Here is a 22,344-nt window from a genome sequence, read left to right on the forward strand (position 1 = left end):
GATGCTTCAGCCCTTGATCCTGAGGATCGTCTCGATCTCGACCGTCATGCCATTGGGAAGCGAGCCCATGCCGATGGCCGACCGCGCATGGCGACCGTCTTCGCCCATGACCTCGATCAGCAGGTCCGAAAAGCCGTTGATGACGAAGGGGTGCTCGGTGAACTCCGGCACGGCATTGACCATGCCGAAAACCTTGACGACCTCGACCACGTCGAGATCGCCAACCGCGTGCTGCACGGTCGACAAAACCTGCAACGCAACGATGCGGGCATGGGCGCGGGCCTCCTCGATCGAAACATCGCGACCGACCTTGCCGGTGTGCCATCCACCCTCGGCACGCGCCGCCCCCTGCCCTGCCAGATAGAGCATGTCACCGGCTCTCTTAGCCGGCACATAATTACCGCCGGGTGCCAGCGGCACAGGCAAGACCAACCCTAGTTCCTCAAGCCGCCGATAGACGCTCATCGCCTCCCCTCCCCTTCTCATACACTGCTTAAAAGCAGGCTCGTCTCGCTGTTCGACACGCCTTCGATCATCCGCACCTCGCGCAGCACTCGGTCGAAATCCGACAAGGTAGCGGACCGCATATTGGCGACGAGATCCCAATTGCCGTTGGTCGTGTGGAGCGCATAGATCTCCGGAATGTCGCGCAAACGACGAATGACCTGCGTTGTCGATTTTCCAACAACCTCGATCATCATGACCGCATGGATGGTCTGCGCATCGAAATCTTCGCGCACGCGCACGGTAAAGCCAAGCAGTGTTTCCCGTCTCCAGAAGGCGATCCAGCCGGTTCTGAACGGTGCCGCGGGCAACACCCAACGCGTCCGAAAGCTTCGACAGCGACGCCCGACCATCGACCCTGAGATGGGCGATGATACGCCTGTCGAGGTCATCAGGGACATAGGTCGCGGATGCGGCATTTCGGGTATATTTCACAGCGTGGCATTCCGTTTGTCCAATCCTCTGACGGATTGAACACTGCTTCTTGCGGCTTGTCATCCCAACTGGCGAATTCCGAATGCAAAATGCCGCCGAACCTTAAGCTCGGCGGCATGTCGTCTCTGACGTTTCTCTGATCCGCTACTCAGCCGGAACCAGATGCGTGTCGTGCGCGTCCGTCGAGGTCTTCAGCGGACGGTTTCCGGCGAGCTTGCGAACCAACACGTAGAAGACCGGTGTCATGAAGATGCCGAAGAAGGTCACGCCGATCATGCCGGAGAAGACGGCGATACCCATGGCGGCGCGCATCTCGGCCCCTGCCCCGGTCGAGATCACCAGAGGCACAACACCCATGATGAATGCCATCGAGGTCATCAGGATCGGCCGCAACCGCAGCCGGCTCGCCTCGACAGCCGCCTGAACCGGCGTTCGTCCTTCGAACTCGAGTTCGCGGGCGAATTCCACGATCAGGATCGCGTTCTTCGCCGACAATCCCACAAGGACCACGAGCCCGATCTGGGTAAAAATGTTGTTGTCTCCCCCCGTCAACCAGACCCCGGTCAGCGCTGCAAGCACGCCCATCGGGACGATCATGATGATGGCGACCGGTAGCGTCAGGCTCTCATACTGTGCCGCGAGCACCAGATAGACCAGCAGCAAAGCGAGCGGGAAGACGAGGAAGCCGGAGCTTCCCGCCAGGATCTGCTGATAGGTCAGATCCGTCCACTCGAAGTCGATACCCGACGGCAACGTTTCCCGGGCGATCTGCTCGACGGCCGCCTGGGCCTGACCGGACGAGAAGCCCGGTGCCGGTGCGCCATTCACATCGGCCGCAAGGAAGCCGTTGTAGCGTGTCGTACGCTCGGGCCCGGTGGTCGCATCCACCTTCAGGAGCGCCGAAAGCGGGATCATCTGACCCGTCTGCGAGCGAACCTTCAGCTGTCCGATATCCTCAGGCTTTGCGCGATACTTCGCATCCGCCTGGACCCGGACGCTGTAGGTGCGGCCGAACGCGTTGAAATCGTTCACATAGAGCGAGCCTAGGTAGATCTGCAATGCATCGAAGACATCGGTGACAGACACGCCAAGCTGTTCGGCTTTCGTCCGGTCTAGGTCCGCGAAAAGCTGCGGTACGTTGATCTGGAAGCTCGAGAAGATACCTGCGAGTTCCGGTGTCTGGTAGGCTTTGGCGATGAACGCCTTCGTCGCTTCGTCCAGAGCCTGATAGCCGAAGCCGGCGCGATCCTCGATCTGCAGCTTGAAGCCACCCGTGGACCCGAGACCGTTGACCGGCGGCGGCGGGAACATGGCGATGAAGGCATCCTGGATGCCAGCATATTTCTGGTTCAGTTGCATGGCGATGGCGCCGCCCGAAAGCTCCGGCGTCGTGCGCTTCTCGAAGTCGTCGAGGATGGCGAAGACGATGCCGGCATTCGAGCCGATCGTGAAGCCATTGATCGACAGTCCGGGGAAGGCAATTGCGTTCTTCACGCCCGGCTGCTGCAGGGCGATATCGCTCATCTTCTTGATGACGCTCTCTGTTCTATCGAGCGTTGCCCCATCGGGGAGCTGTGCGAAACCAATGAGATACTGTTTATCCTGCGCCGGCACGAAGCCCCCCGGCACCGCATTGAACATACCGTAGGTGGCGCCGGCAAGCGCGAGATAGATGACCATGACCACGCTCTTGCGTGACAGGAGCCCGCCGACGCTGCGGCCGTAACCGTTGGATGCGGCGCCGAAGGCACGGTTGAACCCGCGGAAGAACCAGCCGAACGCCTTGTCCATGACGATCGTCAGCTTGTCCTTCTTGGCGTCGTGGCCCTTCAAAAGGAGGGCTGCGAGCGCCGGCGACAGGGTGAGCGAGTTGATGGCGGAAATGACGGTGGAAATCGCGATGGTCAGGGCGAACTGTCGGTAGAACTGCCCGGAAAGCCCCGTAATGAATGCCAACGGCACGAAAACCGCCACCAGAACCAGGGCGATCGCGATGATCGGCCCGGAGACTTCCTGCATCGCGCGATAGGTCGCCTCGCGTGGCGCAAGCCCGTTCTCGATGTTGCGTTCGACATTCTCCACCACAACGATCGCGTCGTCGACGACGATACCGATGGCGAGCACGAGACCGAACAGCGTCAGCGCGTTCACCGAGAAGCCGAAGACATACATGACTGCGAAGGTACCGATGATCGAGACGGGAACCGCGATCAAGGGAATGATCGACGCCCGCCATGTCTGGAGAAACACGATGACCACGACCACGACGAGCGCAATCGCTTCAAGCAACGTATCGATGACCTTCTCGATCGACGCACGAACGAATTCCGTGGTGTCATAGACGATCTCGAACGTGACGCCTTCCGGCATGGCTTTCGACAGCTCCGCCATCGTTGCGCGGACATCGTCGGATATGGCGATGGCATTGGAGCCCGGTGCCTGGAACACGGGCACGGCCACGGCCGGCTCGCCATCCAGCAAGGAGCGGAGCGTGTAATCGGCAGCGCCCATCTCGATACGGGCAACGTCGCGTAGCCGGGTTATTTCGCCGTTGGCGCCGCTTTTGACGATGATGTTACCGAACTGTTCCGGCGTCTGCAGGCGGCCTTGTGCATTGACTGAGAGCTGCAGATCGACGCCGGGCAGTGTGGGCGATGCCCCGATGATGCCGGCGGCCGCCTGAACGTTTTGCTGGCGAATGGCTGTGGTGATATCGCTCGCAGCAAGGGAGTATTCGGCGGCCTTCTGCGGATCGATCCAGACGCGCATGGAGTAATCCCCCGCGCCGAAGACCTGCACCTGGCCAACACCTTCGATGCGGGCAAGCCGGTCCTTGATGTTCAGAACGGCGTAGTTACGCAGATAGGTGAGATCGTAGCGCCCGCCGGCGGAAACGAGGTTGACGACCATCATCAGGTCGGGCGAACTTTTGACCGTGGTAACCCCGAGCGCCCGCACCTCTGCCGGGAGACGCGGTTCTGCCTGCGATACGCGGTTCTGAACGAGCTGTTGGGCCTTGTCGGGATCCGTCCCCAGCTTGAAGGTCACCGTCAGCGTGAGGACACCGTCGGCCGTGGCCTGGCTCGACATGTAGAGCATGTCCTCGACGCCGTTGATGGACTCTTCGAGCGGCGTGGCCACCGTTTCCGCGATGACTTTCGGGTTGGCACCCGGGTAGGTGCCGCGCACGACGATGGATGGCGGAACGACATCCGGATACTCGGAAATCGGCAGTGCGCGCATGCCAATCAGGCCCGCGACGACGATAAGGACCGACAGAACACCGGCAAAGACCGGCCTGTCGATGAAGAATCGGGAAATATTCATGTCATAGCCCCTCTCCGGGAATGATCAGAAGACGAAAGGCCCCGGCTCGCGGCGTTGCGACCGCGAGTTTGGGCAGATGGATGGATGGCATGGCGGCGCAGGTCCCGGGTCGGACCGGCGCTCTGATGGTTTTGAGCAAACTGACCGGGTGCCTCACTCTCTTGAGGCACCCTTAGCTGAAGGCTATTCCGGTCTGACGCCTACTGTTGCGCGACCTTGGCCTCCGTCTGCGGATCGACCAGCGCGCCGGGACGAATGCGCTGCAATCCATTGACCACGATGCGATCGCCGGCGTTCAAGCCCTTCTCGACGATCCTCTGACCATCGACGGCACTGCCGAGTTCGATTTGCCGGTAGGCAACCGTGTTTTGGGGATCGACGACGAAGACGAACTTCTTGTCCTGATCGGTCCCGACGGCCTTTTCGCTGATCATCAGGTGATTTTCAGGCGTGGGGTCGCCCATGCGGATGCGCACGAACTGGCCCGGCAGCAATTGACCGCCCGGATTGTCGAAGATGGCGCGAACCCGCACCGTACCGCTCTGCGCGTTGACTTCGTTGTCGATCAACTGCAGCTTTCCGCGGATGGCCGTCCCCTCCCCTGCTCCGGTGGCCAGTTCCACGGGTATGAGGGCGAGATCCGGTGTTTCCGTGCTGCCTCGGCCAAGTTGCGCGAGCGTGCGGCCGATGAGATCCTCATTGACGTCGAAGCTGGCATAGATCGGATCGACCGACACCAGGGTCGTCAAAACAGGCGATCCGGATCCGGCAGCCACGAGATTTCCCTCGGTGATCTCCCGGCGACCCACCCGTCCCGAAATCGGTGCACGAACTTCGGTATAGCCGAGTTCCAATCCGGCAACGCGCAGGGCAGCTTTGGCGGATTGCACGGCAGCGACAGCTTCGGCTTTGGCGCTGCGACGCTGTGCGAGATCGCTGTCGGAGAGCACGTTCTTCGACGTCAGCCGCTCGCCGCGCTCAAGCTCGGTGGTGGCGTAATCCAGCCGCGCTTCGGCCGATGCGACCTGCCCTTCTGCCTGCGCCACGGCTGCCTTGTAGGGTTCGGGATCGATCGTGACGAGAAGACCCCCGGCCTTGACCAGTGCGCCCTCACGAAATTCAATCGACTGGATCGCTCCGGCCACGCGCGGACGGATCTGGACCCGGCCGACGGCTTCAAGACGACCGGAAAACTCCTGCCAGGTCGCGACGTTTCGCGTCTCGACGGCTGCAACGGTCACAGGAATGGCCTGTGGCGCTGCCGCGGCGGCCGGTTCCGCGGCCACGGCCCCTTCCGTCCTTTCGAAGTAGAACGCTGCCCCCGCAACGGACGCAGCAATGGTCAGGCCGGCGCCCATCAGGGCCCAGCGGTTGTTCTTTGCTGTCATGGTCAACTCCTTGGCTCTCAGCGAGCCGCTCTAAACTCTTGCCCGATCTGCTGATCGGAGTTCATCGACAAAGGCCGAGAATCCGGCGCCTACCGCCTCGATCCACGGCCCCATGTGTTCTCTGTAAATCCCGGTCCACCCGAAGCTCGCGGGCAAAACCTGCTCCCGGACACGAACGCCCGCCCCCCTCAGCCGTTCTGCATAGGACTTGGTTTCGTCTCGAAGGGGATCGTCCTCCGACGTCACCAGAAGAGCCGGGGCTACGCCGGTGAGGCGCGAACATTCGCAAGGGGCAGCATAGGGATGCTGCCCGCCGCAGACGGCCCGCATATAGTGCCGCCAACCATCCGCCCATCGCTCGCGCAGACCGATGTCTGCCTCGCGCATCGAGATCGACGTCATCCGCGGATCGATCAGCGGTGACAGAAGCATCTGTCCAGCCAGACGCCCGGGAAACCGATCTCGGGCCTTGAGTGCGACGCCAGCCGCAATATTGCCCCCAGCCTCGTTCCCCACCACGAAAATAGGTGACTTCGTCGTTCCGCCCAGTTGTTTGCGCTGTTCGTCCACGAAGCGAAGTGCCGAACAGGCATGATCCAAAACCTGAGGAAAGCAGAAATCCGACGCTTCGCCGTATTCGGCCTCCACCACGACCGCACCGGTGTTGGCGATCGCCCTTGGAATGGGCCGCTCCGTCTCTGGGCGCTCCTGACCGAGGAAAGCTCCGCCATGAAAATAGAGAACGAGCGGAAGAGGCTTCTGCGAGTGCTTGCCTTTGTAGACGCGCGCACCCAAGGTTGGACCAACCTCTGCCGAGATATCGATTGTCTGCCAGGGCGCATTCATGTCGATCGTTCCATGTGCGAGCATCTTGCTCTTCGTTGGTCATATCTAGTATTGTTCGTGTCAGCTTCACAAGCTGCCGTTATTCGGTATCAATGTTCCGGAAATTCGAACAATCTAAGCGTAGAGACAGGACACGTTCAAAATGGATCAACTTTCCGCCATGCGTGTTTTTGTACGTGTCGTCGAGACGGGCAACTTCACCCGTGCTGCATCAACGTTGGGCATGCCGAAGACGACAGTCACGAATTTGGTCCAGAGCCTCGAAGCGCGGCTGAAAACCACGCTTTTGAATCGAACGACGCGACGTGTGATTGTGACCACGGATGGTGCCCTTTACTATGAGCGCGCAATCCAGATTCTGTCCGAGCTGGATGAGTTGGACAACAGTCTAAGCAACTCCCAAGCCCAGCCCAGTGGCCGGTTGCGTGTGGAGATGGCGGGTGCCTTTGCCGATCTCGTCGTCATCCCTGCCCTCTGCGACTTCTACCAACGTTACCCGCAGATCAAGCTCGATATCGGTGTTGGCGACAGGCTTGTGGATTACGTTGCCGAGAATGTTGACTGCGCCCTTCGCGGGGGAACGCCGACCGATCAATCTCTCATCGCCCGCAAGGTTGGTGAGATGTCTATGAAGGCTTGTGCTGCTCCGTTCTACCTCCAGAAGTTTGGTACGCCGAGCGAGCCCGAGGATCTTTCCCGTGATCACGTCGCTGTCGGTTACCTGATGGCACAGTCTGGTCGCGTTCTCGATCTTGAATTTGTCAGTGACGAGCGCACCATTGAGATCATCCCGAACTACATTCTCTCCGTGAATGATGCGCGTTCTTATGTGAATGCTGCAATCGGTGGTCTCGGAATTGCCGTCGCACCCGGGTTCATGATCAACAGCGCCATCGAAAGTGGCGCGCTGGTCGAGGTTCTCCCGGGGTGGTCTATCGAACCGGTTCCGCTCTACATCGTCTATCCGCAACGACGGCATCTGAGCAACAAGGTGCGTGTGTTCGTCGATTGGCTCGCCAAGCTCATGCAAACCTTGCCAGCTGACAGGGTTTGAGAAGCATATAGTTGAATTGCCATAGCGGTTGATACGGCGCATCTCAATTCCGTATTAGCTCAGCTATCGCCTGCTCTCTCGTTTTCATCAGTCCCATCAGCATCTGTGCAGCCGAGAATGATCCTGCTTCAGATTGTCGTGTCAGATGTCTCAGATAGCCTCCTGGCGACTGGATATGCTCACTGCGCTCAAGAATGCAGCTAACTGCAACGGCCGTTGAAATTGCGCCCATTGTCGAACATGCCGCCTGATAGGCCGACGGACTGATCCCGAACATGCGGCCGACGACGTTTGCAGCTGCCGACAAGTCTCGCCAATCTCGGATATCCCCGCATGGAGCATAGTCCGCAATCGCTGGACATGCCGAAAGAACCAGTGAAAGCGGAATTGTTCCGTTTGGCGTTCTCGATGATGAACTGTCGCTCCGAACATTCTCGGCAATTTCCGTCACAGTTTCTGGTTCAGAATCAAGAGAAGATTCGGATTCTGATATCTGTATGTGCCGCTCATTCTGAGAGGGATTGCCGCCCAGAATTCTCGAATCTTTCCATGTATCCAATGTGTTGATAATCAGGACCCGAAGAGCGCGAAGTTTTTGAAGCGCTGTCGTGATGAGATCGATATCAGCATTGCGCGGGATGCTGTCGATGATGTCACGGAATGTCTGGTAATGCGCAGGCCATTCCCCCGGCGCATTCTCTATTTCCGCCATAGCGATGAGCTTGGCGATGTCTCGGCGGCAGATGGTGATGCTTTCACGAACGTTCTGAAGGCGCAGGCGATCGGCAATCACGTCTTGAGCCATCGCTTCGATCTCGGATGACCGGGCGAGAAGTGGTGCCAGAGAGAAGCCAAATGCTTCGCGGATCTCGCCATCACGGTGACGACGACTGTAGCGTTTGCCATTCGCGCTGTCTTTGCGCGCAATCAGCCCGGCGTTCACGAGAAGCGCCAGGTGTCGTCGGATGGTCTGTTCGGCCATGCCATTTGCACGCAGAGACAGTTGCTGGTTGGAGGGAAAAACAACGAGCCCCGTCTCGGAGGAGATCTCTGTCTTGGGATAGAAAGAGAGAAGGGCGTTGAGCAACGCCAATGTTCGATCGGATATACCAAGACGCCCGCGTGCCTCGCACAGAGCGCGGTAGAGCTTCCATTTATCGACGGAATGCGCGGGGTTGACGTCGCGTGCCTTGCTCTGTCCTGTGAGCATGGCACGCGTCATCGCCCGCCGCCCAAAGGGCGTCGTCACAAAGTTCGTGTCCATTTTCGTTGCCTCCAAGCGTAGGGCAAACGATTCCAGTCACCAAAGCGGCGTTCTCACATTGACAAGTGATTCGAAGGGAGCTAATCGTTTCTCTGCTAGAAGATAACAAAGGCTCTCAGGTGGTTCGCCGCTTGGGGGCCTTTCGTTTAACCGATACTGCATCCTTTCCTGTTCGTTGTTTCGATAGCCCTTAAAAAGGGGAAACCCTGTCACGTGACAGGGTTTTTAATCGTCCTCGTCGTCCCGACGCTCGAACTTCTCCACCAATCGTGGCATTTCAGCCTGCAGGAAAGCGGAAAAGGCAGCGCCTTTCGGTCCGAGATGGACAATGCGTAATTCTTTCGAAGAAACCTTTACCCGAGCGATATCCTGCCCGTCCGGATCCCGTAACGCGAGAACATCATCCTCCGCGTCTTCAGATCGTGATTTAGGAGCCTTCAGGGCAGCGAGCGCCACTCGGAAACGCTCGTCCGAGCTTGCCACAGGCTTTCCATCGGCCTGCAGGGTCTTCCCCAGAAGGGCCGAGGCATCCTCCGTCGCGGAAAAAAGCTTTGCGAAATCGCCCCACCGCGGTCGCCCGACCTTCGGCGCGCGTCCGATCGCTTCGATGACATCCAGCGGCACCGCGCGGTAGACACCGCGCATGCGCGCGAGTTCGGCGTCATCGATGGCGAGCGCTGCCTTGATGTCCCTTGGCTTGATTTGGGCCTCGTCCATGCGGGCGGCAAAGAGCGCGCGTTCGATCCAGGTGAGGTCCTGGCGCGCCGCATTCTCAATCCCTTGCGAGACGACAAGGTCGCGGTCCGACATCTCGACCACCAGCGCACGCACCGGCAGCTTCAACTCTTTAGCCGCCTTAAGACGACGATGACCATAGATGACCTGATACCGCCCGACATGCTCGGGATGGGGCCGAACCTGTATCGGAATCTTCTGGCCCTCAGCTTCAAAAGTCGCTTTGAAGGCCGCGAAGTCCGCATCATTGTCGTCGGCTAGGCGATCGGGAAACGGCGAGGGGTCGATGAGAGACGCATCGAGCTCAAGACTCGCGCCTGAGCCCGATTCAACAAGCGCCTTCAGACGGTCACGCTCGTCCCGCAGTTCGCCGATCGAGCGTTGCGCGGCACCGATGACGCCGGCACCGACACGCGGCAGCGCAGGCATTGCCTGTGGACTTGCGCCGGCCGGTTGTTCGATCGTCTGCGGGTCTGCTTCGACGGCAGCGGACAAGAGGCCGAAACTGGCAATGATGGATTTCTTGGTCTTGCTCATGTTCTGCCCCAGCTATCGCGGACGAGGTCCAGAATGCTTTCATTGACGGCATCCATCGCCTCGCGTGCGCGCCGATGCGTGTCACGCCCCACCTGCCCGATTTCTAGCTCGTAGAGACTGCGCTTTGCGAGCCCCGCCGCCTCCACGGCCGTGCTCTCGACGGCTGTTGCCAGAAGAACATCCGAACCGAACAAATGCCGAAGCATTGCAACGACTTGCGACTGCGGCTGATCGTTCGGGTCATGCCGCGTGATCAGGTACCGGAAGAAATCCTGGCTCAACTCGGCACCGTTCTCGTTCAGAACCTGAATCAAGTCGCCCATCATCAGGAGAAACTGGCTCATCGACGCGACATCCAGCATGGCCGGATGTACCGTGACGATCATCCCGGTCGCTGCATATATCGCGCCGAGCGTGAGGAAGCCGAGGGAAGGGGGCGTATCGAGAACGACGACGTCATAGTCGGCCTCGACTTCGAGAAGCGCCATTTTCAGCCGCTCGAAGAAAATCCCGCCGCTACCGCCGCCGCCGCGCTGGGCAAGCACACGCGGCGTGTCGTGTTCGTACTCCATGACTTCGAGATTGCCGGGTATCAGGTCGATCCCGTCGAAATAGGTCTTACGAATGATGTCGCGGATTGGACGGCGCTGTTCGTCGTACCGGAGCGCCGCATAGATCGTCTCATTCGGGCCGACATCGACCTCGGGCTGCGCGCCGAACATGGCGGAGAGCGACGCCTGTGGATCGAGGTCGATCGCAAGAACGCGGTATCCGTGGAGGGCAAGGAAGTGCGCGAGATGCACGCTGGTCGTTGTCTTCGCACTTCCGCCTTTGAAGTTCGATATCGCGAGAACCTGAAGATGCTCTCCGCCACGGCGATGCGGCAGGAAACGCTGCGCCTCCGCCGGCTTTTGCTCCGCGAAGAAATTCCGTAACTCGTTGATCTGGTTTAATGTGTAAGCGCGGTGGTTGTTCTCGAGACGGCTCGGCACCGGCCCGCGACCTTCGATCGACAGCAGCTTCAGCGTCGAATCGGGAATGGATGTCAGCTTCGAGACTTCGTTGGTCAGAAAGAAGCGCAGGTTCTTTTCGGCTTTTGGCGGATACATACGGGCGCGCAATTGCTGGAGCTGGTTGGACAGCATTCCAGCATGCCGCATGATCTTTGCGGCGGCATCTTCTTGCCCGGCGGTGTCCCGCCGCAGGTCATCTCTTAGCGCCATTTATCCCTCTTGTCGGCCTATGTGCGTTTTAGCGGCCATTCATCGCTAAGCTACGCCACGATTCTCGCGCGGCGTCCAGCAAAATAGCGAAATCGGCAGCACGCCGGCTAAGGAAGATTTACGACGCTATCCGAGAAATCTTATAGTTAACAGTGTGTTGATACGTATTGGGTCGAAATGTGGCTCTGCCCTCGTTCCGCCGCTATTGAGAGGCGAGAGCGCGGTTGCGCCACCCGTAAACTCTTCGCGAGATGTTTCGATATGAGAATCGCCTTCCCGTTTTGCTCGATTCTTAGACGCGAGAATCCTGCCGTTACCCGTATCCATTTCGCTGTAGCTAACATAAAACGACACTGCGTTGACCTGAACGCCTCGCTCTCCGAGCTTCCTACATAATGGACATGATATCGATGAGCCCTGCGACTGTTTCTTCTGCCGTCTTCCGCATGAATGGTGAACTTGCGGCCGCGGACCCGGCACTCGTTGGAAATGCAGATCTTCTAGCCGCTGTGTTCTCAGGCTCCGGAGACTGCATCAAGATCCTCGATCTGGACGGAAATCTCCAGTTTATGAGCGATGGCGGGAAGCAGGTCATGGAGGTGGACGATTTCAGCGGGATCAAGGGTTGCCCTTGGCCAGATTTCTGGACCGGGGAGGGGAATGATGTTGCGAAGGCCGCCATAGCGTCTGCAAGGGAGGGTATTCCCGCGCGGTTTTCGGGATCGGCTGTCACCGTCAAAGGCAATCCACGCTATTGGGATGTGCAGGTCCTGCCGGTTCCCGGCGCTGATGGGAAACCAACTCATCTTTTGTCGATCTCCAGAGATATCACGGAGACGAAACTCGCCCGGGAAGAGGCGAGACAGCTCACCGTCGATCTTCAAAATGCGGCCTTGCGAGAGGCCGATAGCATGCGCCGCCTTTTTGAGAGTGCTCCAAGTTTCCTTTGTACGCTGGAAGGGCCGCATCACGTCGTCAAGATCGTCAACGGCGCGTTTTCGCGCCTGATTGGCCCCCGCGCGATGGTTGGTCGTCCCTTTCGGTCTGTTCTGCCGGAACTGGAGCGCCAGCAGGTCATCACGCTTCTCGACCGTGTCTACGCCACGGGTGAGGCCATGACAGGTCGGGGCGAGTTGATCCGCTTAATGCGCGTCGAGGGGGGAGGGGAGGAGGATATCTTCCTCAACTTCGTCATCCAGCCCATTCGCGATCTTCAAGGCCAAGTAACCGGCCTCTTCATCGAAGGGCATGATGTGACCGACCTGAAACGCGCTGAGATTGCGTTACGACGGAGAGAACTCCAGCTGCAACTGGCACTTGATTCCGCGGAAATGGGTGTCTGGGAGGCCGTTCTCGTCAATGGACGTATCGTTTCGACGACAGAGGATGCGAGGGCGTCGTTTCTGCTGGGCCAGCCGGCCGATCAGCAGCCATCCTTCGAGACTTTTGTCAGCCGCGTACATCCCGACGACAGACCGGCCCTCAGTCGATCTGTCGAGCAGGCCATGGATCCTCTCGGGGAAGGGCATCTTGATGTCGAATACCGGGTGCTGTCCGGCGAGAACAGGCCGGAGCGCTGGATTCACGCCAGAGCACGGGTTGTTGACGGCAAGGATGCAACGCGGCTCGTCGGCACCGTCCGCGATATCACGGCCATCAAGGATGCCGAAAGCCAATATGCCCTGTTGAATGGCGAACTTCAGCACCGGATCAAGAACACGCTGGCCATGGTCAGCGCCATCGCGTCGCAGACGCTGAAGGGCGACGCGATTCTGGAGCAGCGCGACACCTTCAACGCTCGCCTGCACACTCTGGCTCACGCGCACGACCTCCTGATGGGGGAAGCGCAGGAGAAGGGCAGTATCCGCGAGGTCATCGAAACGGCACTGGCACCGCATCGGGCCGGTGCCGCTCAGTTCGACATTGCCGGTCCCGACCTCCCGCTTTCCCCGAAACAAACGCTTTCGCTCGCCCTCGCCATGCATGAACTGGCCACCAATGCCGCGAAATACGGCGCGCTCTCGTCGCCGAACGGAAAGATTGTGATCAGCTGGGATCAAAACGCGAATGGTTCCGACGCTCAGGCCTTTGCGCTGCGGTGGGAAGAGAAGAACGGCCCACCTGTCGTGCCCCCGACCCGGTCGGGATTTGGCTCCCGGCTGATAACCCGGGTTCTCGCTGCGGACTTCAAGGGCCAGGTCAAGCTCGACTACGTCCCGGGTGGTCTCGTCTGCACGCTCGTTTCGCGCTTTCCCGTCGAATTCATCGCTTAGCAGACACGACAAAGCCGCCGGTCTTGCGACCGGCGGCTTTATGTTTCGGATATCGTTAGCCGGATTTATACGGCGCGGACGTCGTCCAGATCGCGCTTGGTTCCAGCAACGCCGCCGAACCAGGCTGCAATGGCGCCGAGGACGAGAGCGATGAAGCCGAGAATGGCGCCTGTCGATACGGCAGCCGTTGCAGTCTGAGCGGCGTCGATAGCCTGCTGCTTGGCAGCTTCCATGTTCTGGCGATAGGTCTGCTCATACTGCTGAACCTGGGTGCGAGCCTGATCGACCGGGATGTTCTGAGCGCGGGCCAGAGCTTCGGCAGCACGGGTGCGGGCTTCTTCGGCGCTAGCTTCGTCGCCGGTGACGACAGCCTGGATGGCGGATACGGCTGCGTTCTGCAGGGCCTGCGGGTCATTGCCCGTCGTATTGCGGATCTGCTGCTCGATGCCGGCCATCGGGTTGGTAACGTCGGAAAGTGCCGGTGCCGCAGTTGTTGCAGCTGTGGCAGCCGTACGGCTAACACCACCGACGACGCTGGAAATGCCGTTAAAGGCACCGCCGACGATCGCGCCGACCGACGTGGTCAGCAGGTAGAGAACGACGAGAGCAGTCACAGCCCAGGCGGTAACACCATGGTAGCCACCGGTCGACTTGCTGGCGCGACCCGAAAGACGGCTTGCGACATAGCCACCGACAAACGAAGCGATGATGCCAGAGACCACAAACCACGCGCCGCCGGCGATGGAGAAGGTGCTTGCCTGAGGATTATCGTACTGTGCAGGATCGATCACGGCAGCGCCGATGCCGACGCCAAGCAGATTGAGGAGAAACTGAACGGCAAGTGCCAGTGCGACACCGGCGAAGATGGAACCCCAGGATACTTTGTGCAAAGACGCAGTTACTGAAGGCACACCACCGTAGACGGTTTCGGTCGGACGATAGGGAGAAGCTGGGATTGTCATGATCATCGGGTCCTTTAGATCGTATCGCAGACGTGCGAGCGGTCGAAGAACGCAAGATTTCGCAACAAGTTCCAGACATTAGAAAAACATGAACATATGGAGCGTTTTTCGTCGGGATCGGAGGCGGGTATTCTCGAAATCTCCATTGTTCATTAATGGTTACGGCGGTTTGCGACCTCGGCCTTCGATCATCGAGAAAGCGTGTCGCGTTCAACACCATCATGCGATCTGGAGTGACAGCATGCGCGCTTTTCCACCCGCCACCATTCTGCTGTCTGCAATGTGCCTGATCGCGGCACCGGTTGCACATGCGGAAGACATCGATCACGGCCGTCGGATCTTCCAGACCTGCGCCTCCTGTCACGTGCCGGATGCCGAGACGAACAAGTACGGCCCCCATCTGAAGGGCATCTTCGGGCGGAAGGCGGGCGCGGTGCCGGATTTCCGATATTCACAGGCGATGACGGACGCGGGCGCCGCAGGTCTCGTCTGGGACGACGAGGCGCTCGCCGCTTTTCTCTACAGCCCGAAGAAGAAAGTGCCGGGCACGAGCATGCGTTTCTGGGGCCTGTGGAGCGAGGCGGAGATCCGCGACGTCATCGCGTATCTCAAGACGTTCCCGTGACGAACGCGGCTGCCAAAGGCAGCCACATTTATCGTGTCACTCCGCCGCAAGAGCCGGCATTTCCTTGAGATCGTCCGGGCGGCCTTCTGTCTCCTGCTCGGGCGCCGGCTTTGCCTGCTTCGGATCGCGGCCGAAGAACAGGGCGTAGGCTGCCGGCAGCACGAAGATGGTCAGGACCGTCGCCACGAGGATCCCGCCCATCATGGCGTAGGCGAGGGGGCCCCAGAAGACGCCGCGTGAGATCGGGATCAGCGCGAGAACCGCCGTCAGCGCCGTCAGCATGATCGGGCGGAAACGTAGAACGGCACCGCCGATGATCGCATCCATCCGGTTCATGCCAGCCGCGATGTCCTGATCGATCTGGTCGATGAGGATGATCGAGTTTCGGATGATGATGCCGAGCAGCGCGATGACGCCGAGAATGGCGACGAAGCCGAAGGGAGCGCCGCTGATCAGCAGCGCCGCGCTGGCGCCGATGATGCCGAGCGGACCCGTGGCGAGCACCAGCATGGCCTTGCCGAAGTGCTGCAGCTGGATCATCAGCAGGATGACGATGATCATCAGCATGATCGGCGCCTTGGCCGCAATCGAGGCTTGGCTTTCCGCCGCATCTTCGGCACCGCCCTGGATTTCCACCTTATAGCCGGGCGCCAGGCCGTCGCGCAGATCCTGCATGCCGGCATACATCTGGCTCACCACATCGTTCGGCTGCACGCCGTCGGGCAGGGTACCGCGCACGGTGATGGTGGGCAGCCGGTCGCGCCGCCAGACGACGCCCTGTTCGAGCACCGGAACGACCTTGGCGATCTGCGAGAGCGGGATGAATCCGCCGAAATCGGTCGGGATATAGACGGAATTCACGGCCGACAGCAGCTTCCGGTTTTCGTCCGGTTCGCGCGCGACGATCGAAATGGTTTCCTCGCCATCGCGGAAATCGCCGAGCGGTGCGCCATTCGTTGTGGTCTGCAGCATCTGGCGGATGCGCTGGGAGGTCACGCCGAGCGCGCGGGCGCGGTCCTGATCGACGATCAGGCGCATGGCGGGCACGGGCTCCAGCCAATCGTCATGGACGGCACCGAGCATCGGATTGTATTGGAACCGCTTCTTCACCTCGTCTGCAATGCGGCGCACTTCAGCCCTATCCGAGCCGCTGACGCGCATCTGCACGGGCCATCCGGTCGGCGGGCCGAGGAAGAGGCGATCGACCTTGGACCGGATCGCGGGAAAGTCGCTGGCAAGAATGTCGCGCAGCTTCAGGATCAGGCGTTCGCGCGCCGGTTCGTCGTTGGCCATGACGAGGAGCTGGGCGAAGTTCGGATTGCGAAGCTGCTGGTCGAGCGGCAGGAAGAAGCGGGGTGCGCCTTCGCCGATATAGCTTGCGACGAACCGCTTATCTGGATCCTCCATAATACGGGCTTCCATTGCCTTGGTCTGGGCCTCGACGTCCTTGATGCTCGTACCCTCTGGCAGCCAGAGATCGACCATGATTTCCGGACGGGAGGATTGGGGGAAGAAGTTCTGCGGGATGAACTGGAAGGCCCACAGGCTGGTGACGAACGTGCCAAGCGTCAGCGCGATGACGATCAGGCGATGGCGCACGCTCCAGCTGACGGTGGCACGCAGGCGCCGGTAGAACCGCGTATCGAAGACGTCATGGTGCCCGCCGGCGTGGCTACGCTGCTTCAGGATCATGTAGCCGAGCCAGGGCGTGAAATAGACCGCCACGAACCAGGAAACCACCAGCGCGATGCCGACGACGTAAAAGAGCGAACGGACGTATTCGCCGGCAGTCGAGGCAGCAAACCCGACCGGGATGAAGCCTGCCGTGGTGATCAGCGTGCCGGTGAGCATGGGAAAGGCGGTCGAGGAGTAGGCAAAGCTCGCCGCCTCGATCTTGACGAGCCCCTCGTCCAGTTTGCGTTCCATCAGTTCGACGACGATCATGGCATCATCGACCAGAAGCCCGAGAGCAATGATGAGGGCGCCGAGCGAGATGCGTTGGAGATCGATGCCGATCTCGTACATGATGGCGAAGGTGGCGGCGAGGACGAGCGGAATGGCGATGGCGATGACCAGACCCGAGCGCCAGCCGATCGAGAGGAACGACACGACGAGGACGATGATCAGGGCTTCCGCCAGTGCCTTCATGAACTCTCCGACGGCCTCGTTCACCACCTCCGGCTGGTTGGAAATCTGCTCGATCTCGACACCGTAGGGCAGCGATGCCTCGAAACGCGCATAGGTCGCCTCCACGGCCTTGCCCACGTCGATGACGTTGAAGCCCTTGGCCATGACCACGCCGAGCTGAACGCTGTCCTGCCCGTTGACCCGGTACTTGCGGGCAAAGGGATCCTCCAGGCCCGACGTCACCGCTGCGATATCGCCGAGGCGCGTGACCTGGTCGCCTGACCGCAGGCGCAGGTTCTGGATGTCCTCGACCTTGCGAACGTCGCCCTCGACGGAGATGCGCACGGAGCGGTCCCCTGTATCGACATTTCCGGCCGGATCGATCGCGTTCTGTCCCGCCAGCGTATCCCGAAGATCGTTCAGCGTTAGTCCGCGTTCGGCGAGCGCCTTGGAGGAGACGTCTATGAAGATTTTTTCCGGCTGGTCGCCGATGATGAGGGCCTTCTCCACGCCGGGCGTCGAGAGGAGCATATCGCGCGCCTTGATGGCGTAGCTCTTGAGCTCGGGAAAACTGTAGCCGTTGCCCATCAGGGCGTGAAGCGTAATGAACGTATCGCCGAATTCATCGTTGAAGAAGGGGCCGACGATGCCGGACGGCAACTCGGAGCGGATGTCGCCGACCTTCTTGCGCACTTGATAGAAGGCGTCGGCGACCTGCTGGGCATTTGTATCGCCTTTCACCTGCAGCGTGATGATGGTGCTTCCCGCACGGCTGTACGAGCGCACGAAGTCGAGATGCGGGGTTTCCTGCAGTTTGCGCTCGATCTTGTTCACCACCTGGTCCTGCATGTCCTCGATCGAGGCGCCGGGCCAGAGCGCCTGGATGACCATGACGCGGAATGTGAAGTCGGGATCTTCCTTCTGGCCCATATTCATGAGGCCGAACACGCCGGAGAGAATGATCAGCCCGAACAGGAAGCGCGCGATGCTCGGATGGCCGATGGCCCAGCGCGAGAGATTGAACCGCTGACGACCGCTTGCGCCGGACGATAGCCGGTCGTCGGAAACGCTCGGGGAGCCGTTCTTCGGGCCGGAAAAGGGACCTGTGGACATCATGACGTCGTTCCGTTGTCGGTTGCCAGCGCGTGGTAAGAGGCGGGGCCAGGCGTTTCGGCTGGGGTTCGTTATGCTCGATGCAGTCTTGCGAAAGCGATCAGCGGGTGGCTGCGGCCGATCCCTCCGCGCTGGCCTGATGGGCCAGTGCCTCGTTCGGCAGTTTCACCTTCAGGTCTTCGCGCATGAACTGCGTGCCGGCCGTTACGACGATGTCGCCCGGCTTCAGGCCATCGGCGATGCGGACGGAGACGCCGGTGAAATCGGCGACCGAGACGGGCCGTGCATGCACGGTTTCCGTCTCCGCATCGACCATCCAGACAAGCGTCTTGTCGCCGTCCTTGGCGAGCGCACTCAACGGCACGGAGACGAGGGCAGGGCCGTTCTCCTGCGCAGCCGTGACCGATGCCGTCATGCCAAGGCGAACGCGCTCGTTTTCCGGCAGGCTGATACGGACCGCAAACGTGCGCGAACGGGCATCGGCGCTGCCGGCGACCTCGCGGACCTTGCCCGGCAGCGTCAGGCCGGCGCTCGACCAGAGCGTGACATCGACCGTCTTGCCCGGCGTAAAGGCGAAGATATCCGTCTCGGGCACGCCGACGAGAACTTCCTTCTCGCCATCGGCCGCAACGGTGAGGACCGGCGTTCCCGCCGCAACCACCTGTCCGACCTCAGCATCGACAGCGGTGACGATCCCGTCACGATCGGCCGGTAGCGCGCCGTAGGAAACCTGGTTTTGCGCCTGCTCAAGCGCGGAGCGGGCGGAATCGCGGGTGGAGACCGCCTGATTATAGGTCAGTTGCGTCTGTTCTAGCTGAGACTTGGGAGAGACCTGAGCCGCAAACAGATCCTCGGCGCGCTTGCGGGAGAGTTCCGCCGTCTCGACCTGTCGTTCGGCGGCAGAAAGATTGGCCTCTGCCGAGCGCACGGACAGGGCGTAATCCGTGGTGTCGATGCGGGCAAGGATCTCTCCCTTCTGCACATGATCTCCGACATCCACGAGACGCTCCGTCACCTTGCCGGCCACACGGAAGCCTAGGGCGGTTTCCGTGCGCGCCCGGACGGAGCCAGAATAGTCCAGCGTGCGGCTGGTCTGGTTTTGCGCCACGGTCATCACCCGCACCGGGCGTACCACCTCCGCCTTCACCTCTGCCTTCTCCTCGGAGCATCCTGCAAGAAGCAAACCCGTTGCTGCGACCAGAGCGATCATGGCCGCGTGGCGGGTCGCTGGGGCGAATGGTTTCGACATGGTCGTATTCCTGTTGCGTGTGGGGCGTGCGGTCCGGTGTTCCGCGTCGGCGTGGTCGTGAAGGTCGGTCATGGCTTCAGCGCTCGGACCGCGAAATCGACGAGATCTTCCGGCTGGGCGCGATTTTCCTTCGCAACACACTGAGCCGCCATCTGCGGATGACAGAGCGTCACGGTGGCTGCGCCGAAACACTTGGCCGCGATATGCGGGTCTTGATCCAGAAACTCTCCGGCAGCGATGCCTTCGGCGATAACGCTTGCGACCAAGTCGTTGAGGCGATCGATGTGTCGTTCGATGACATGCCAGTCGCGCTCTATGGCGACGATGACCATCTCATGGACTTTTTCCTCGTCCATCATGGTTTCCATGGTCTGGCGGTGCTGATCGAGCGCATATCGGCGCAGCCGTTCACTCGCGCTCAAGGGCAAGGCAGCGCTGCGCAGCGCCAGATCATAGCTGGCCCCCAGCATGCGGCTGCAGAGCGCCTGATGGATCTCGACCTTCGAGGCGAAGAAACGATAGATATTGGCTGTTGACATGCTGAGTTCGCGCGCAATGTCGGCGACGTTGGTCTTGCTGTATCCGTAATGCCGGAACAGCGTCTCGGCGGCATCGAGAATGCGCATGACGGTATCCTGCCGCGCGCTATCGATCTCGATCGTTTCCATGCTCATGTTGCCAAGACCTTACGACTAACGAATTTTGTATTTCGTCAGTCGTAAGCCGGAATGTGGCATTCGTCAATGCTACGGCAGTGTGCTTGATAAGATGCTGGGCGAAGGGGTGTTTTTAGAGTGGGAAAATAGGGGCTGCGACAGAAAATATCGCTCAGGCGCACTTTGCTTATGATGGCGTTAAAGGTTGTGCCGTTGACCTCGCGCAGTAAGAACCCGCGCGAGTTTTCACTGAATTCTCGCTTATTGCGAACGAGTTTCGGTCAATTGATCGAGCCGATGGCCGTGCCCGCGTTCAGATACGTCCCCTGTTCGGCCGTGATACGCAGACGCCCTGTGCGATGAGCGGTGACCTGGGTTTCCATCTTCATGGCCTCGAGAACGACGATGAGATCGCCCTCCTGAACCTCCGCGCCGTCCGCAGCCTTCCACACCTGTAGCGTTCCCGAGATCGGTGCGGCGACGATTGCGGGGTCGGTTTCGGACGGTGCCGTTGCTGGCGTTGCGCCGTTCGAGCCGTTGCCCGAGCCGAAGCCCGCCAGCAGCATCGCCGGCAGGCCGACGGCGTGGAGGCGCCCGTCGATTTCGATGTGGGTTCGGACGATTCCGGAGGGGGCAGGTTGGAGGGGGCGGGGGGCGGCCTCCGTCAGGGCGGCGAAGTCCGTTTCGATCCACCTTGTGTGCACCTTGAAACCGGCGTCGCCGCGAAAGTCGGCCGTGTCGATAGCGGCGCGGTGGAAGGGGAGGACGGTGGCGATCCCTTCGATGCGGAACTCGGCCAGCGCCCGCCGGGCGCGCGCCAGCGCCTGCTCGCGGTTCGCTCCGGTCACGATCAGCTTCGATGTCAGGGAATCGAAGGTGCCGGGCACGGTCGAGCCCGTGACGACGCCACTATCGAGGCGAATGCCGGGCCCGGAGGGCGGGCTGAACTCGGTGATGACGCCGGGCGTGGGCAGGAAGCCGCGGCCCGGATCTTCGGCGTTGATGCGGAACTCGATCGAATGGCCGCGGGGCTCCGGCGGTTCCGTGAATGCGAGGGGCAGGCCGTCGGCGATCCGCAACTGTTCGACAACGAGGTCGATGCCGGTCGTTTCCTCCGTCACCGGGTGCTCGACCTGCAGGCGCGTGTTGACCTCCAGAAACGAGATCGTGCCATCGACGCCCAGCAGGAACTCGACGGTGCCCGCACCGGTATAGCCGGCGGCTTTGCAGATCTTGGCCGCAGACTGATGGATCTCGTCGCGTTGTGCGTCGCTGAGGAAGGGGGCAGGGGCCTCTTCGACGAGTTTCTGGTTGCGGCGCTGCAGCGAGCAGTCGCGGGTGCCGAGCACGACGACATGGCCGTGACGGTCGGCAAGGACCTGCGCCTCGATATGGCGCGGCCGGTCGAGGAAGCGCTCAAGAAAACACTCGCCGCGGCCGAAGGCAGCGGTGGCCTCGCGCACGGCGGACTCGTAGAGATCGGCGATCTCCTCGCGTTTCCAGGCGACCTTCAAACCACGCCCGCCGCCGCCATGCGCCGCCTTGATCGCCACCGGAAGGCCATGGGCATCGGCAAAGGCGATAACCTCGGCTGCGGTCTCGACCGGACCGTCGCTACCGGCCACGAGCGGCGCACCGACGCTGGTCGCGATGCGCCGTGCCTGGACCTTGTCGCCCAGCGCCTCGATGACCTCAGGGTCGGGGCCGATCCAGATGAGGCTGGCCTCCTGTACGGCGCGCGCGAACTCGGCGCGTTCCGAGAGGAAGCCGTAGCCGGGATGCACGGCATCCGCACCGGAGCGCTTGGCGATCGCGATCAGCTTGTCGATGTCGAGATAGCTGTCGGCAGGGCGGTCGCCGTCGAGGCCATAGGCCTCGTCCGCGAGACGCACATGCAGCGCATCGATATCGCAATCGGCATAGACCGCGACGGAGCCGACGCCGTAGTCGCGGCAGGCGCGGATGATCCGGACGGCGATTTCGCCGCGGTTGGCGATCAGAACTTTTTTCATGACAATCCTCCCTC

General features: G+C 60.8%; 15 protein-coding genes and 1 pseudogene. 3 read left to right on the top strand and 13 right to left on the bottom strand.

The annotated features are described in order from the left end of the window. Nucleotides 1-6: 6 nt before the first annotated feature. The 5 genes and pseudogenes from C8J33_RS17845 to C8J33_RS17865 form a co-directional block, all read right to left on the bottom strand. Nucleotides 7-486: a RidA family protein gene (locus C8J33_RS17845; protein WP_245420128.1), complete on the bottom strand. Its 480-nt coding sequence runs from the start codon at nucleotides 484-486 to the stop codon at nucleotides 7-9. After that, nucleotides 483-939: pseudogene (locus C8J33_RS17850) on the bottom strand (Lrp/AsnC family transcriptional regulator). The gene C8J33_RS17845 and the pseudogene C8J33_RS17850 overlap by 4 nt, the downstream one beginning before the upstream one ends. A gap of 144 nt (nucleotides 940-1,083) precedes the next feature. Then, a complete protein-coding gene (locus C8J33_RS17855) occupies nucleotides 1,084-4,266 on the bottom strand; it encodes an efflux RND transporter permease subunit (RefSeq protein WP_110801500.1) in 3,183 nt (1,060 codons plus the stop codon). Between the two features lie 200 nt (nucleotides 4,267-4,466). Then, nucleotides 4,467-5,654 carry an efflux RND transporter periplasmic adaptor subunit gene (locus C8J33_RS17860; RefSeq protein ID WP_110801501.1) on the bottom strand — a complete coding sequence of 396 codons (1,188 nt, stop codon included), beginning with the start codon at nucleotides 5,652-5,654 and terminating at the stop codon, nucleotides 4,467-4,469. A 30-nt stretch (nucleotides 5,655-5,684) separates the two neighbouring features. Beyond that, a complete protein-coding gene (locus C8J33_RS17865; RefSeq protein ID WP_110807803.1) occupies nucleotides 5,685-6,500 on the bottom strand; it encodes an alpha/beta hydrolase in 816 nt (271 codons plus the stop codon). A 142-nt stretch (nucleotides 6,501-6,642) separates the two neighbouring features. On the opposite strand from C8J33_RS17865, the gene C8J33_RS17870 reads away from it, so the two are divergent. Then, on the top strand, nucleotides 6,643-7,554 hold the full coding sequence (locus tag C8J33_RS17870) for a LysR family transcriptional regulator (protein WP_110801502.1): 912 nt from the start codon (nucleotides 6,643-6,645) through the stop codon (nucleotides 7,552-7,554). A 43-nt stretch (nucleotides 7,555-7,597) separates the two neighbouring features. Here the strand turns inward: C8J33_RS17870 and repC are convergent, their stop codons facing one another. From repC to repA, 3 genes are all read right to left on the bottom strand, one after another. Next, complete coding sequence (repC, locus tag C8J33_RS17875) at nucleotides 7,598-8,818, bottom strand: plasmid replication protein RepC (RefSeq protein ID WP_110801503.1); 1,221 nt, start codon at nucleotides 8,816-8,818, stop codon at nucleotides 7,598-7,600. Between the two features lie 225 nt (nucleotides 8,819-9,043). Beyond that, nucleotides 9,044-10,090, bottom strand: a complete 1,047-nt coding sequence (gene repB, locus C8J33_RS17880; protein WP_110801504.1) for a plasmid partitioning protein RepB — start codon at nucleotides 10,088-10,090, stop codon at nucleotides 9,044-9,046. Next, nucleotides 10,087-11,313, bottom strand: a complete 1,227-nt coding sequence (gene repA / locus C8J33_RS17885; protein WP_110729309.1) for a plasmid partitioning protein RepA — start codon at nucleotides 11,311-11,313, stop codon at nucleotides 10,087-10,089. Before repA ends, repB begins: the two co-directional genes overlap by 4 nt. Nucleotides 11,314-11,723: 410 nt before the next feature. Here repA and C8J33_RS17890 point away from each other — a divergent pair, with 410 nt between their 5' ends. Next, nucleotides 11,724-13,586 (top strand): PAS domain-containing protein, encoded by a 1,863-nt coding sequence (locus tag C8J33_RS17890; RefSeq protein WP_165910810.1) that lies wholly within the window; start codon nucleotides 11,724-11,726, stop codon nucleotides 13,584-13,586. A 65-nt stretch (nucleotides 13,587-13,651) separates the two neighbouring features. Here the strand turns inward: C8J33_RS17890 and C8J33_RS17895 are convergent, their stop codons facing one another. Further along, nucleotides 13,652-14,548, bottom strand: a complete 897-nt coding sequence (locus C8J33_RS17895; protein ID WP_110801716.1) for a PhnA-like protein — start codon at nucleotides 14,546-14,548, stop codon at nucleotides 13,652-13,654. A gap of 241 nt (nucleotides 14,549-14,789) precedes the next feature. Here C8J33_RS17895 and C8J33_RS17900 point away from each other — a divergent pair, with 241 nt between their 5' ends. Further along, a complete protein-coding gene (locus C8J33_RS17900; protein WP_110801506.1) occupies nucleotides 14,790-15,173 on the top strand; it encodes a c-type cytochrome in 384 nt (127 codons plus the stop codon). 36 nt (nucleotides 15,174-15,209) lie between these two features. On the opposite strand, the gene C8J33_RS17905 is transcribed toward C8J33_RS17900, so the two are convergent. From C8J33_RS17905 to C8J33_RS17920, 4 genes are all read right to left on the bottom strand, one after another. Continuing rightward, complete coding sequence (locus C8J33_RS17905; RefSeq protein ID WP_132665036.1) at nucleotides 15,210-18,413, bottom strand: efflux RND transporter permease subunit; 3,204 nt, start codon at nucleotides 18,411-18,413, stop codon at nucleotides 15,210-15,212. A 100-nt stretch (nucleotides 18,414-18,513) separates the two neighbouring features. Then, nucleotides 18,514-19,662: an efflux RND transporter periplasmic adaptor subunit gene (locus C8J33_RS17910; RefSeq protein WP_110801718.1), complete on the bottom strand. Its 1,149-nt coding sequence runs from the start codon at nucleotides 19,660-19,662 to the stop codon at nucleotides 18,514-18,516. Nucleotides 19,663-19,730: 68 nt separating this feature from the next. Further along, on the bottom strand, nucleotides 19,731-20,336 hold the full coding sequence (locus C8J33_RS17915) for a TetR family transcriptional regulator (protein ID WP_110801507.1): 606 nt from the start codon (nucleotides 20,334-20,336) through the stop codon (nucleotides 19,731-19,733). A 263-nt stretch (nucleotides 20,337-20,599) separates the two neighbouring features. Then, nucleotides 20,600-22,330 carry an acetyl/propionyl/methylcrotonyl-CoA carboxylase subunit alpha gene (locus tag C8J33_RS17920; protein WP_132664994.1) on the bottom strand — a complete coding sequence of 577 codons (1,731 nt, stop codon included), beginning with the start codon at nucleotides 22,328-22,330 and terminating at the stop codon, nucleotides 20,600-20,602. Nucleotides 22,331-22,344: the final 14 nt, after the last annotated feature.

Source organism: Rhizobium sp. PP-CC-3G-465, from assembly GCF_004343445.1.
GTDB classification, from domain to species: Bacteria; Pseudomonadota; Alphaproteobacteria; order Rhizobiales; family Rhizobiaceae; genus Ferranicluibacter; species Ferranicluibacter rubi.